Origin of the sequence: Prevotella corporis DSM 18810 = JCM 8529 (genome assembly GCF_000430525.1) — a bacterium.
GTDB lineage: Bacteria > Bacteroidota > Bacteroidia > Bacteroidales > Bacteroidaceae > Prevotella > Prevotella corporis.
In genome coordinates this window covers 1-14,450 of sequence record NZ_AUME01000055.1, presented here as the reverse complement: position 1 = coordinate 14,450, position 14,450 = coordinate 1, and the positions used below count along the sequence as shown (strand labels likewise).

The window sequence follows — 14,450 nt, the reverse complement described above, 5'->3', positions numbered from 1 at the left end:
ACACCTTTGATTGTCAGTTTATTGACGGGCAGTCCCTCCTTGTCCCGTTCCACACGCTGCTCAAAGCAAGCCAAGTCAGCTTTAGCTTCCTTAATCTTGTCGGAATGGAAGGACACGGAACTCTCAATCTCCGCCAGCTTGCCCGTTGCGGCATCACGCTCACGGAGAAAGTTCTTGCGCTCTGATTCCAAGGTGGTAATCTTCTTATCCAATCTTGCTTTCTCCAAAAGGTCTGTGTTGCCTGAAAGTACTGCTACATATTCTGAGAAGTTCATTCCGCTGTCTTCGTCCATCGTTCCCTCATCAATGGTACGGCTACCCAAGGTGTTTGTTTTTAGCTGGTTGATAAAGAGCTGTTTGTTGTGCAACAGATTGAACTTATAGCTATCCAAGGAACGCTCTACGGCATAGATGATGACATCGACCTTGTTGTCCGCAAACTCCTTGGCAACAAGATTTCCTTTTCGGATGGCACGCCCGTTCCGCTGCTCAAGGTCTGACGGTCGCCACGGCGTATCGAGTTGATGGACCGCAACAGCCCGTTGCTGGGCATTGACTCCAGTTCCCAACATAGAGGTAGAACCGAAGATAATGCGAATGTCGCCACGGTTCATGGCATCGACCATTGCTTTCTTTGCTTTCTCGTTCTTGCACTCCTGAATAAAACGTATCTCGTATGCCGGGATATGGTAGTCCTCTACCAATTTTCTTTTGATTTCCGAATAGATATTGAAGTCTCCGCCGGGCTTGTAAGTCCCCAAATCAGAGAAAACAAACTGCGTTCCCTTTTGTGCATCATACTTTTGGTAATAGTCATTCAAGAGTTTCGCACAATGGCTTGCCTTGTTGTCTATATGGTCTGAGTACCCATTTTCATCTATCATGCGTAAATCAAGGCTCATCTTGCGGGCATAATCAGTTGTTAAGAATCAAGGGAAACAGAGGGAAAAGCAAGGAATGTAACTATTTGAAATATCATCATTTAGCATTTTTATGCCATTATCGAGTTAGGCGAAAGGAAGCATCAAACGGCAGGAGTTCCGTTACCAAATCGTAACCCATCAAGGAAAAAGCAAAAAGGGGTTACGAATTGAAGGTAAACAACTGTATCATAGGTTTTTATTCTTCATCTTTCATTTTTCTGCATCGCTCAGGAATACTTGTTCATCTGTACCTTTGCAAGCAAAGGAAATTTTGAAAAAACGACAGAAAAAAATGAAGGAAAACAAACTCAAAGTATCGTTCTTCGTTCAGGCGAAACGAACCGACAAGAAAGGACTTGTGCCTGTCATCGGGCGAATCTCCGTTGGCAGAACCCATTCGGGCTTCTCCACCAAATGCAAAACTCCGCTTACTCTTTGGGACAGTCGTAAGCAAAGGCTCATCGGCAAGAGCAGCATGGCTGTGTCCGTCAATCAGAAACTTGGTGAATGCACCGCACTTATCCACACACGCTTTCACGAACTCTGTGAAAGAGAAGAATCCTTTACCGCCACCGATGTGAGGGATGCCTATCAGGGGCAAATCCACTGTCAAGCCTTGCTCTTGGAGAGTTTCGGGGAGTATCTCACACAGACAAAGGAGCGCATAGGCATCGACCGAGCCTTAAAGACGTTCAAACTTCGTACCTACCAGCTCTCCTTGCTCCGTGAGTATGTGCAAAAAAAACATAAAGTAAGCGATATTCCCCTTTCACAGTTGGACAAAGCCTTTATCGAGGGTTTCGAGTATTATCTCACCATTGACCGAAAACTGAAACGCAGCAGCATATTGAGTACCTTGTCCACCTTGCAGACCATCGTCCGTATGGCGGTGAAGAAAGGCGTGCTGGACTTCTATCCGTTCTTGGGCTACAGTTACGAGCGACCAAAAGGCGAACCGAGAAGCATTACGCAAGACGAACTACAAAAGATAATTGACTTGGAGATTGAGTGGGAAAACTACCGCATTGTCCGTGATTTGTTCGTCTTCTCCTGCTTCACAGGACTGGCTATCTCAGATGTCCGCAATCTTCGGGAGGAGAATATCGTCACTGAAGAAGGCAAACTCTGCATCAAGGGCAGACGCATGAAGACCAAGACCCCGTATCGTGTACAGGTGCTTCCCCCTGCGCTGACTATCATGAATCGTTATAGAGGGATAAGGGCAGGCTTTGTCTTTGACGTGCCGACCACCGACATTGTCCTCAATGGTATGCACTACATACAACGAAACATCGGCATGGAAACTCCGCTAACCTTCCACATGGCTCGCCATACCTTTGCGTCGCTTATCACGCTCTCGGCAGGTGTACCTATTGAAACGGTAAGCCGTATGCTCGGACACACCAACCTGAGAACGACACAGGTATATGCAGCGGTTTCCTCCGAAAGAATCCATCGGGATATGCAGAAAGTGCAGCAGCGAATACAAGATACATTCACCTTAAAACTTTGACATTATGGCACGAAGTACATTCAAGACACTCTTTTATATCAATCGCTCCAAAGAGAAAAAGAACGGCAAATGCCCAATTATGGGACGCATCACCATAGACGGAGAGCAAGTGCAATACAGCACGGGAAAGGAAATCGCTCCCGAACTTTGGGACAGTCGTAAGGGACGGTGCAAAGGAACAGGCGAAGAGATAAAGGGAATTAACCGCTATTTGCAAACCAAAGAGGAACAAGTCAAAGCGAAGTATCAAGAATTAGTCTGGCAACGTGGCTATATTACCGCTGAGTTGCTGAAGCGTGAACTCATGGAAGAAGACAAGCCCAAAGGTTTTCTTATGGAGGAAGCACGACTTTTCATAGAGGAAAAGCGTCCTTGCGTAGGAATAACGGTAGCCAAGCCGACCTTTGCCAACTACATCTATGCCACACAACTCATTGAGGCTTATTTGCGTGAACGCTTGGGGCTGGAGGATATTCGCTACTCATCGCTTGACTATGGTTTTATCGAAGGGCTGGACTTCTACCTTAAATCAGAGCGCAACCTTTCTCTTGCCACTATTCAGGTAGCGGTCATCTTCCTTAGAAAACTCATCGGCATAGGTCAGCAGAAGAAGTATATCCGCATCGACCCTTTTGCGGACTACAAGGCAGAACAGCCACACCGCACAAGGCGTTATCTCACAACGGAAGAACTACAGCGGATACTGCAAACACCCATCATTGACAAGCAGTTTGAACGGGCAAGGCAACTCTTTCTTTTCTGCGCCTTTACTGGTCTGGCTCGTGTGGATATGCAACGGCTCAGGCTAAAGCATATCATCCGTAATGCAGACGGCACGGAGGAAATCCGAATCAAAAGGCAGAAAACCAATGTGGAAGCGATTATCCCACTTCTGCCCATTGCCAAACAAATCCTTTCGCTCTATATAAAGGACAAGAAAGCGGACGACTTGATATTCCCCAATCTTACAATAAGGAAAGCATCCTTTGCGTGTGTGAACATCGGGCAGATATGCCGGATAGATAAGGGCTTGACCTTTCACATGGCTCGGCACACATTCTCAACCACGATTTGCCTTTCCAATGGTATCTCTATGGAAACGCTCAGCAAGATGCTCGGACACAGCAATATAGGTACGACACAAATCTACGGAAAGATAACAGACCACAAGATACAAGAGGATATGACTGCACTCACAGACAAGGAGCATACTGTATTTGAGGGTTATTGTGAGTCGATAGCACGGCAGAACGTTCCATTGCAACAAGCATAAAAAGGAAGTAATTACCAAACATTTATTATTCACGATTGAAAACCAAACGATTATGAAAGAGAACAACAAACAGGAACTTTCTTACTTTCGATTGAAATTAAGAAGTTATGTGAGTGAGCATCACCCCGAGAGATTGAAAGACACGGAGTTTATCACTGCACGGGCAGATATGGCTCTCACAGCTTACTGCGATGCCGTGGCGCAAGGCTTCACGCACCCCGAAGCGGAAAGCATGGCAAGCGAGGTTTTGTATCAGGGCTTGCATTTCTCCAAGTATGACACGCTTGTATCTGTATTGGAAAACGAGTTTGAAAGGGAACTACCTGCTCCGCTCCCCGATAAACTCGCACCCATATTGTTGTCGAACAAGGCTATTCAAGCCACATTCGACAAATTCGGTTTGACGGACACATTTGCTTCTGACGAGCAATACGACCGTCTTTACACCGAACTCACAGGCACAATAGTGCTGCTCACCAAGAGCAATCATCTGCCAATAATCGGTCAGACGGAGGGGTAAGCCCAAAGGCGTTGTAAGCAAAAGCACACGCAAAGTCCCTGATGCCGTTTCTTATCGTGCAAAGGTACAACGGCAGCCAATCTGCCCTGACAAGGTCAAGTCCTGCGGATGGAGAGAAGAATCTCCACCGCAGGATTTTTCTTTTCAAGTTGGTATTGCCATTTTCAATATTCGTGCGGTCGTATTCATCTCTCCCAACCTTGCATGGCAGGGCTGCCGTAAGAGAGTATAGGCACGACAAGAATACGGCATACTCAGGCTCTTTGGACGCAAGGCGTAACAACCAACAATAGATAGGACTGACGATAATACGGACTATCTGTTGTTTGTACAATTTATTGTCATGACTATCTGTTGTCAAAACTATATATCGTCAAAATAATCTATCGATAAAACTATCTATCGATAGTTCTACATATCGATTTGTCGAACTATCGAACTGTCGAGAGAATAATTGCTATGTGATAAAAGGAAAGAGCCGGCACCTCATCTCATTACCGCAATAACACAGATGGATCTCCTTTGGTCTTTTCTCTTGTTTTCTCTCTATTTCCCTGCTTTTCCTCATTTCTTGCAGCGGTGCTTCCGAGGGTTTACTTTTGCACTCGATAAGTACGGCAATGGACTGCATAACAGTTTGTTTGCCGAGTAACAACAAAGTAATCAAAACAAAATCACGGCAATGAAACTCATTATCATCGACCGCAAAGCGTGGGAGCGGCACTGCTCCGAATTTGCAGACTTTATCCACAGTATTGAACAGCTTATCGGCAATCCGCCCGAAACGGACGAATGGCTTGACAATGAAGCCGTATGCCGCAGGCTCGGCATCAGCAAGCGCACCCTGCAATCCTATCGCGACACGGGTAAAATACCCTTCTCCATCATTGGGCATAAATGCTATTATAAGGAGAGCGACATCGCAGAGTTACTGAATGCAAACAATGAATGAAATCAAACACAGAATGAACTATGGAAGAGAAAGAAATCATTACACAGCAAGACCCTCAAATGCAGATGTTTGCACAGTTGATGGAGGGTACTTTGAAGAAACTGGAGCGTTATTGTTCCACAGCCCGTCCGATGCTGGGCGGAGAGGTTTACCTCACTGGCGAGGAGGTTTGCAGCCAATTACGGCTCAGCACACGTACGCTCCAAGAGTACAGAAACTTAGGAACGCTTCCTTTCTACAAAATCGGAGGGAAGATACTTTACAAACAGAGCGACATACAAACAATGCTTGAAAGGCATTATAACGCAATACCCAAGAAATTATGGCAAGAATAGATGAAAAAAGGAAACAACGCTTGGAACAAGCCATTAGAGATATGGGAAATTATGGCGTTAAGCTCCGCAAGCCCGAAGAGTTGCCCGATTTTGATCAGCCGATAGATTATGAAGAGGAAAAGAAAAGATTTGAGCCTGTTAAAGTTGAGGAACAAAATGAGAAGCAGAGTCACAAGGACTATTCTCAACCGTCCTATCAAGAAACAGAGTTGTCACCAACGGAAAGGGCTACTTCTACCGAAGAGAATCATCAACGAATGGGAAAAACAAGGGACAGGAAGCAATTATCCGAGTTTCAGGGGAAATATCTCCAGCCCTTTCGCAACAGCCACCGCAAAGCAGTGTATGTATCAGAGGAAACTCAACAAAAGTTGGACTTCGTGGTGAGGAAAATCGGTGAGCAGGGAGCAAGCGTTTCAGGATATGTGGAGCAGGTGCTTCGAGAACATCTCGACCAATACAAAGATGATGTGGAAAGATGGCGGAAACTCTGAAGTACTGCATTCCTCGAATGCAAGCCTACGCTGAGTTACTGTATTCAGTGAATGCAGTAACACGGCATGGGCTTATAATCCCATTTTCTACATCAGCAAGGTGTGTCTTTGTGACACAAACTGCCATTTGTACCACAAAGACCCTTGCCCCAAATGGGGAATAAAATCACTCCGAAGTCGTGATTAGAGAAATAAAAACAAGAGAATATGGCAAGCGATAAATCAAGGAAAAGAGTAGCGAAAAAGTATGGTGATATGCCCGACAAGTGGGACGATTGGCACGTCCGTTTACCAGACCCGAAAGACCAAATACGAGTGATAGACCTCTATCACAAGTCAGGCTCTAAGTCCAAGTCTGATTTCGTACGTGCAAGATTATTGGGGGAGCAGTTCAAGGTGATAACGGTGGATAAGTCCGCCGTGGAGTATTATCGCAAGCTCTCTGAACTCACAGCCCAAGTACATAAAATTGGAGTGAACTACAATCAGGTGGTACGACTGATGCGCCTTTATACGGCAGATAAAAGCATACAGGCATTGTTGCGGGAGCTTATCGGTTTGACAAAAGAACTCACTGCCTTGCAAGAAAAAGCAGTGAGTTTAACCATTGACTATCGAGAGAGATAAGGAATGTGCGATGGAATTAGATGTCCCCAAGCATTTTTTGCAGCAGATTGCCCGATGTTCGAGTTATCTGGAAATCCACCGTTTGGTTTTCTACAGTTTTTATGTCGGCTGACTTGAAACGGCATAGTGCTTCCTGGCGCTCCAATGTGTCACGGACGGGAGACAGGTCTCGTATCTGTCCTGCAAACGTTCCATAGGGAGATTGCAGACAAATTATTTGTCCCTTCATCTTGTCAGGACGCTTGTTTTCAAACTTAAGCAAGATGGTTATATTTGTGCTGTCTACTGGTGTGGTAGCCGTTTTGTGTATGGTAGCCGTACCCGAATATACTTGTTTATAGGGCAGGAAATAGGCTACAGCAAAAAGGCAGAGCAACACCATTCCGATGGCGGTAATGCCATAACGGATAAGCGAGGAGGGTATCTGTCCCACGATACTACGAACTTTTTCGCTACGCAGTTCAAAGCTTCGTTCTGGTTTCTTTTCTTCTTCCATATTAGTTGCCAAGTTCTAATTGATTCTTTACTAAGGCAAAATATTTACCACGTTTAGCAGTCAGTTCCTCGTGTGTACCTACCTCTACAATTTTACCTTCATCCAAAACTACAATTTGGTCGGCATCGCGAACAGTGGAAAGGCGGTGTGCCACTACTACAACTGTTTTTCCCTTGTAGAACTCCGAGAGGTTTTCTGTAATGGCTCGTTCATTGTTGGCATCGAGTGCATTGGTCGCTTCATCCAGAAAGACAAACATTGGATTCTTATAAACTACCCTTGCTATCAAAATGCGTTGTCGTTGTCCCTGACTGATGCCCTGTCCGTCCTGTCCTATCATCGTGTTGTAAGCCAAAGGCAGGGCTTCGATGTAGTCTGCGATGTTTGCCACACGGGCAGCATGGCGGATGCGTTCGATGTCTGGCTCATCGTCTGGTATGGCAATATTCCTCGCAATGGTATCGGAGAACAGATAGCCCTCCTGCATGACCGCACCGCATTGGCTTCTCCACCAACCAAGATTGTATTCATTCAGATTGGCATTGCCCATTTCTATACTTCCATTCAGTGGCTCATAGAATCCCAAAAGGAGTTTTACGAGTGTGGTCTTTCCGCTTCCGCTTGCCCCAACGATTGCCGTTACCTTACCGTTGGGAATAGAAAGATTGATATTCGACAGAATATTTTTCGGACTGTAGATGTCGTATTTAAAGGAAAGGTCTTTTATCATGAGGGAATGTCCTCCTGTAGTTTCGTCCGTATAGGTGGTATGTGTCCGTTCGGCATTCTCCTCATTGGTCTCGGTATGTATTTCGTTCATGCGATCAAGGCTGATGCTCACGTCCTGCCATGAGTAGATAAATTGAATAAGTTGTTCCACAGGGCTGTTGAGCTGTCCGATAATATACTGTACTGCCAGCATCATACCGAGCGTCATGTTTCCATGTATCACGGCTGTGGCAGCAAGAACGGTAATCAAGATATTCTTTACCTCGTTGATAGTGATGCTTCCTGACTGTTGTACTTGCTGAAGATTGAGTGATTGCAGATTGACCTTGAAAAGGTCGGCTTGCACATCCTCCCATTCCCATCGTTTGCGCTGCTCACATCCCTGCAGCTTGATTTCCTGCATACCGCTTATGAGTTGGTAGCTGACGTTGCGGTTGCGTCCTGCCTGCTCGAAATACTTATAGTCAAGTTGTCTGCGCTTTTTGAGGAAGAGTATAATCCAGCCTGCGTAAAGCGATGTTCCCATGAGGAAGACAAAGAAGATGCCGAGATTATAGACTGCAAGGACGACACCGAAGACAAGGAAGGTGAAGAACGAGAATAGCAGGCTCAGACTGCTTGAGGTGAGGAACTGCTCCACACGTCGATGGTCTTCAATGCGTTGCAAGAGGTCGCCCATCAGTTTGGTGTCGAAGAACTTCATCGGTAGTTTCATCAGCTTGATGAAGAAATCCGATATGAGCGAGATATTAATACGTGTGGAGATGTGAAGGAGTATTTTGGAGCGGATAAAGTCGATGGCAGTACGGCTGAAAAGTAGCATCATCTCTGCCAAGAGCACCAACCATACAAAGCCTATATCCTTTCCTCCTATACCCGTATCTACTATAGCTTGTGTGAGGAATGGAAATACAAGTTGCAGGAGCGAGCCAAGCAACAGACCGAGAATGAGTTGCGTAAAGAAACGCTTGTATTTTTTGAGATACCCCCAAAGGAATTTCAAGCGGTTTTGAGTGGGAACGATTTTCGCATCCTTTTGAGCGCAGAATTGCTCCGTTGGTTCAAGGAGTAGGGCTATGCCTTTCTCCTCGCCGTTGGTCTTGGTGCTTACCCAATGCTCGCAGAACTCCTCTTTAGTATAGGTAACAAGTCCTTTACTCGGGTCGGCAACATATACGGTATATTTTCCTTTCTTGTGCTTTTTTATTTTATATACAACAACAAAGTGATTCTGATTCCAATGAACAATGCAGGGCAAAGGAACTTCAAATGCAAGTGTATCAAAACTTACTCGACCTCCAACAGTCTTGAAACCGATAGTTTCTGCTGCCTTACTGATACCAAGCAAAGAAACACCATCCTTGCCCAAAGAGCAAGAACGACGTAAGCCATCACGTTCTGGTCGCAATCCGTAATACCTCGCTATCATAGCGAGGCATGACGGACCACAATCCATAGCATCGCGCTGTTTGATATTGAAAAAGAGTTTCTTCATTCTACTCCTGTATTTTGGTCATCATTCTTTAGTGTTCTGTCGCGCTTGATCTCTTTATGCGATCCTTTTTGCAGAGTGTAGGTAATATCTATGCCGAAGGCTCTTGCTCGCATAAAATTTGTTTGTGAACCAGAATATGAAGGCAATATGCTTTGCTCTCTGATTTTAGTAAACTTGCTAAATGGAGAGTTCATTATTACTCTTACATTTAAAGCATTCTTCAAGAAAGACTTGCTGACACTGCATGAATATATATTAAAGCTGTGTGTCTTACCCCAAATAGGGTGCATATTCAGATAGTTACCATATTGCAGACTTAATGTCCATTGATGCTTCAATGAAAAGTCGCACATAAAAGTGAGATTATACGATTTTCCGTTATCATAACCTCCAGTATAGTCCTTCATTCTATATAATCCAAAATCACCCGTTAAGGTTAAAGATAAAGGTATGATAGGTTTGTAATTACCATAGAAATTCACCCTATAATCATTCAATGAACTTATATTCATATATTGATTCATATACTGATGCAATTTTTCTGAATAGCTTGGATACAATACAATTGGTCGGTTCTGATGCTTGAATGTGAAACCACAAGAAAAGAACATCGTATTAGAATAAACCATATACGAAGCATCAATAGTATTGATATAAGAACTTTCCAATTCAGGATTACCCATTTCCGCTTTATACTGAGAAGAGTATGTTTTAAAAGGATTAAGCATAAGAATGTCTGGGCGCATCATTCCACCTTTATAAGAAAGTGATAAAGAGGAATTTCCCTTTTGATAAGACACACCGATATATGGAGTTATATTTCCAAAAGTTTTTGAGAAATCTGCTTCTGTCATCTTAGGAAACAACATTTTCATATGAGTATATTCCCACCGAAGCGATGTGTCAAAGGTAAAGTCCTTGACACTGATAGCGTATGAGGCAAAAGCCGATGAGACATCTTGGTGATAACGGATTTGGTCCTGTGCAAAACTTTCATCGGTTTCCGACACCCATTCATTATTTTGATTAAGGGTAAGCAATTCCGTGTCTATTGCTCCCTTTCTAAATATCTGCTTTCCTCCTATCTGCAAATATTGTGTATCATTATCTATTAGAGTAACACTTGCCATAAGGCTGTGTTCATTTAAACCGCCATGCGTTTTGTTTCTGCTCTTTTGCTCAATGTTTGTATTGTCAACAGATGTTTGATTAAAATATCTAATATCAGGATTATAAGTATAGCGATAGCCTGCCATCCAACGCTCTTTACTTTTATCTTTTCGGAACATATTTCTATAAAGAACATTAGATTCAAATGTTCCGGCTGTATTATTGTGCTTAGAAAGAAAAGTTGTGTTAAGTGGCTTTGCCCAACTCTGAACTTTATACCGCTGATTCCAATCAGTGCTCATATCAGTTTGCTTTATCAGTGCATGACCGTCAACATATAGACTGTTCAGACTGTCTATATTAAATACAACCATTGCTCTCAATGTATGCGTTTTCCATTTACCGTCAGATATACCACTTGCTGTATTTTCTTGATAAGCATTTGCAGTAGAATAGATGCCTGATGACTCTACGGGTTGGTTTCTTTGTCCGTCATAACCGAAATTATATCCTAACAAGTAATCAATCTTTTTCTGCGTGCCAACCAAACTCATTCCTGCACCCGCTTTAGGAAGAGTATTAGAATTGCCATTCAATGTAAGTGACCAGTTATCAAAGTGATGTTTCGACGTGATAATGTTGATAATAGCATCTCCTGTATCACCGTCATATCGCCCATCTAAACGAGTAATAACCTCAATCTTTTCAATGGTAGATACGGGAAAAGACCTTAATACTGTTTGCGGATCATATTGTGCCATACGATAAGGCTTTCCGTTCAGATAAATTGAATAAGCCGAACTGCCTTTTACTGTTATATTTCCATTTGGAGTAACATTTACCAATGGTACATGATTAATTGCATCCAATAAATTTAATGCTCGGATATTAGTATCCTTAGAAATGTCATAAATAATACCTTTATCAGACATCTTTATCAACTTTTTTCGAGCAACCACAGTTGCCCCTTCTAATTCCATTGTCTTTACTGACAATAATATATCTAATGACTTACTTTCGGTGAGATTTATGTGTTTTTGCAGTTTGCTGTATCCCAATAAATTAAACCGAATATCGTATTCTCCATCCAATAATTTTACTTGACATATACCTACTGTATCCGAAAAGCATACAAGAGAGTCATGAATACTTTGTATCTCAATTTGTACGTAAGCAAGAGGCTCACCACTATGAGAATCCTTGACGTGGATGATTAGGTTATTTCTTTCTTTTGCTTGTATAACATTGCCAAAAAGATGAAATAACAGTACGAAAAATATCAATTTTATCTTCATTGCTTTATTGTTTTGGAATGGATTTTAACATGTTGATTGCTTTCTCTTTATAGTATGGACATAGTGTTTTTGGAAAATCAGTTGTTTTCCCTTCAATATTTAAAGTTGCCGCCCTACATCCCCCGCTACAAATGTATTTAACTTTGCAATCTTTACAGGTCGGTATATTATCTATAGAAAAGTTTTTTGCAATATCTTTATGTATTTGTGTGTGTATGATATCCTCTATACTATCTGCGAGTAAATTTCCCATCCTATACTCTTTATAATGGAGACTTTGGCATGGGTACACATTTCCTAATGGGTCTACACTTAAAACTCCAATTCCCGCCCCACAATAAAGACGTAGACTATCTAACGGCCGGGTATATGATGATAAGGTAGAGCAATATTCTTCCAATGTAGGCAAAAGTGATAGTTCGGATACTCCATTTGGTACAATGAGTACATTCCTAAAATTGACAGATTGACAGCTACAATACTCTTTAATATTATTGATTTCTGATAGATTACATTTTGAGAATACACTGGTTATGGTTATAGGCAATTCTTTATACTTCTTTTTCAGAAAATCAATATTCTTCCTAAATAAAGAAGGGTTGAAGTTAATACGTGTTTGCCCTACATCAGATAGATTATCACAACTAAAAATCGCACGATCTATATTACCAAAAACTTCATCTGCATATTCATAAGCAGAGAAATCTGTCATACAATTGGATATCAGCTCAATATGAATATCCTTTTTTTTGTTTCTTATTTGTGTAATGATATATGGTAACAAAGGTGTTAGAGATGGTTCACCTCCTGTTATTATGATGCTTTTTGCATATAAAAGAACCTTGTCAAGAATTATATCCCATTTTGTTTTAGGCATCTCAACAAATTCAGACCGTATACTTTTATTATAGCAATATGTGCAATTTAAATTACATTTATAAGTTAGATGTAGATAATAGGATAGAGGATACACTTTACCTATAGTGTCGCAAGTCATTACAGGAGTGTCGGATAGAACGTTATTGTCAATGACGGCTGAATAAACACTCTTAACATATTGATGGTATTTTGTATCCAACTGAGACAAAATAATCGATAGGTCTTTGTATTTGTAAAACAAATCAAATAGAACCAAATCTAACTCGCTTATTCTACAGGCATAATGTCTTATAGTATTATAAAAGATAAAATGTTCATTATCTTTTATAATTAAGAAATGAGGATTATCCAACAACATCATATTCACTATTTCTCTTAAATTTGGAAATTATCATATAGAAGTAACAAGGCATATGATGAGAAAGAATATTCCTTTTCATCATATGCCATAAATAATATTTATCGGCCAGCACCACTACCGTTTCCTGCTCCTCCTGCACAGCCGCATCCACAGCCACAAGCATGGGAGGTATTGTGGTGTACATTATTTGCTTGTACTGCCGCATATTCACCTTGGAATGTAAAAAGCCTTTCAGGAGTTGATGAAACATATCCGCCTAAGACTTTTTCCAGCATTTCATTTGCCAACTTGAAATCATCTATTTTTTTCATATTTGTAGTATTTTTAGTTTAATGCTATAACGTCAGCATTCATAACGCTCTTATTTCACACAGTTTACCGCCAATCATTACGGAAGAGAATTGCTGCGCTGTAATGAATTTTACAGCTTCCAAACGACTAAGTTTGTGTTTTAAATCTTTGATTGCGTTTTTTGATTTACTTACTAATACTTCTCATACAAAACCTTATTACATCCTTGCAAGAGAGCAATAAGTTGGTTTCTACTTAGTCAGCAGTAAGCAATACCGTTCCATATGAGAACCTTCCACTCTCGGGTACAAGGAGAAGTATCTTGTCCCCTTGCTTTATTTCCTTTGTCCTTATGAGTTCTTCCAATCCGACATAAATGGCAGCCGAGCCGATGTTGCCGACAGAAGTAAGGTTTGTAAACCACTTCTCTTTTGTCAGGGCAATATTACGAGCAGCAATTTCGTCATTTAACTTCTCATAGAAAAACATCGAGGAAACATGAGGTATGACATAATCTATCTCTTCCGCTTTTACATGATGTTTGGCAAGTACGGTTTCGATATGGTCTACCCAAAACTTGATGATGTATTTCTTTAGCTGCCGAATGTCCTGTTTGCCGACAAGTACGGCACGCTCCTTAATCTCATCAGGAGAGAACTCTTTCCAACTTTTGAGTCGTCCGTTTTCTTGCAACTCTGATGCCATAAACATACAGGTCGGTAGTTCGTTGGCATAGGAAGTCATATCAACCCATTCGATTTTGAGAGGACATATTCCTTCGGGATGATCTTGCACCAATACCGCTCCTGCACCATCAGAAAGCATAAATCGCATAAAATCCTTCTCAAAAGCCATATAAGGGTCTTTGTCAGGATTGTCATGTGTAGCTTCATACTCAGGGTCATAAAATTTGGATACCAATGCAGGTGAAGTTAATTCTGATGCCACGCATACAGCTTTTTGATGCAGTCCTGCAAGAATATTGCTATAGCATATTTTCAATGCCTGCAATGAGGTAAGGCATACACCTGCAGAGGAAAATATTTCCATAGGATAGTTGGCTAATTCTCCATGAACCATAGACGCATGGGAAGGAAGCAATTGATCGGGTGTGCTTGTCCCACAAGCCAAAAGGGTCAAGTCGTCAGGAATACTTC

14 protein-coding genes and 1 pseudogene are annotated in these 14,450 nt (G+C 42.0%); 8 read left to right on the top strand and 7 right to left on the bottom strand.

The genetic code is table 11. The features are described from left to right. A pseudogene (locus H515_RS0109505) lies at positions 1-926 on the bottom strand (helicase-related protein); the annotation flags it as partial. 289 nt (positions 927-1,215) lie between these two features. On the opposite strand from H515_RS0109505, the gene H515_RS0109500 reads away from it, so the two are divergent. The 8 genes from H515_RS0109500 (at position 1,216) to H515_RS0109470 (ending at position 6,637) form a co-directional block, all read left to right on the top strand. After that, positions 1,216-2,436: a site-specific integrase gene (locus H515_RS0109500; RefSeq protein ID WP_028901884.1), complete on the top strand. Its 1,221-nt coding sequence runs from the start codon at positions 1,216-1,218 to the stop codon at positions 2,434-2,436. A gap of 4 nt (positions 2,437-2,440) precedes the next feature. Next, complete coding sequence (locus H515_RS0109495; RefSeq protein WP_028901883.1) at positions 2,441-3,709, top strand: site-specific integrase; 1,269 nt, start codon at positions 2,441-2,443, stop codon at positions 3,707-3,709. Between the two features lie 52 nt (positions 3,710-3,761). After that, on the top strand, positions 3,762-4,229 hold the full coding sequence (locus H515_RS0109490; RefSeq protein ID WP_025877769.1) for a DUF1896 domain-containing protein: 468 nt from the start codon (positions 3,762-3,764) through the stop codon (positions 4,227-4,229). Positions 4,230-4,270: 41 nt separating this feature from the next. Continuing rightward, entirely contained in the window at positions 4,271-4,522 is a 252-nt protein-coding gene (locus H515_RS14570; RefSeq protein ID WP_154653685.1) for a hypothetical protein, read from the top strand. A gap of 389 nt (positions 4,523-4,911) precedes the next feature. After that, positions 4,912-5,181 carry a helix-turn-helix domain-containing protein gene (locus tag H515_RS14155; RefSeq protein WP_004348461.1) on the top strand — a complete coding sequence of 90 codons (270 nt, stop codon included), beginning with the start codon at positions 4,912-4,914 and terminating at the stop codon, positions 5,179-5,181. Positions 5,182-5,201: 20 nt separating this feature from the next. After that, positions 5,202-5,516, top strand: a complete 315-nt coding sequence (locus tag H515_RS0109480; protein ID WP_025877773.1) for a helix-turn-helix domain-containing protein — start codon at positions 5,202-5,204, stop codon at positions 5,514-5,516. After that, positions 5,504-6,010, top strand: a complete 507-nt coding sequence (locus tag H515_RS0109475) for a DUF3408 domain-containing protein (protein WP_028901882.1) — start codon at positions 5,504-5,506, stop codon at positions 6,008-6,010. The genes H515_RS0109480 and H515_RS0109475 overlap by 13 nt, the downstream gene beginning before the upstream one ends. 207 nt (positions 6,011-6,217) lie before the next feature. After that, the gene (locus H515_RS0109470) at positions 6,218-6,637 is read left to right on the top strand and encodes a plasmid mobilization protein (protein WP_025877777.1); all 420 of its coding nucleotides are present in this window, start codon (positions 6,218-6,220) and stop codon (positions 6,635-6,637) included. A 16-nt stretch (positions 6,638-6,653) separates the two neighbouring features. On the opposite strand, the gene H515_RS0109465 is transcribed toward H515_RS0109470, so the two are convergent. From H515_RS0109465 to H515_RS0109440, 6 genes are all read right to left on the bottom strand, one after another. After that, positions 6,654-7,133, bottom strand: a complete 480-nt coding sequence (locus tag H515_RS0109465; protein ID WP_025877779.1) for a hypothetical protein — start codon at positions 7,131-7,133, stop codon at positions 6,654-6,656. 1 nt (position 7,134) lies between these two features. Then, positions 7,135-9,357, bottom strand: coding sequence for a peptidase domain-containing ABC transporter (locus H515_RS0109460; protein WP_036891723.1), 2,223 nt, complete (start codon positions 9,355-9,357; stop codon positions 7,135-7,137). Beyond that, positions 9,354-11,762, bottom strand: coding sequence for an outer membrane beta-barrel protein (locus H515_RS0109455; protein ID WP_025877781.1), 2,409 nt, complete (start codon positions 11,760-11,762; stop codon positions 9,354-9,356). Before H515_RS0109455 ends, H515_RS0109460 begins: the two co-directional genes overlap by 4 nt. A gap of 4 nt (positions 11,763-11,766) precedes the next feature. After that, entirely contained in the window at positions 11,767-12,759 is a 993-nt protein-coding gene (locus H515_RS0109450; protein WP_231728336.1) for a radical SAM/SPASM domain-containing protein, read from the bottom strand. 341 nt (positions 12,760-13,100) lie between these two features. Continuing rightward, on the bottom strand, positions 13,101-13,313 hold the full coding sequence (locus H515_RS14565) for a hypothetical protein (protein ID WP_130829803.1): 213 nt from the start codon (positions 13,311-13,313) through the stop codon (positions 13,101-13,103). Positions 13,314-13,548: 235 nt separating this feature from the next. After that, the coding region (locus H515_RS0109440) for a 3-oxoacyl-[acyl-carrier-protein] synthase III C-terminal domain-containing protein (protein ID WP_028901880.1) at positions 13,549-14,450 on the bottom strand (902 nt) is incomplete at its 5' end.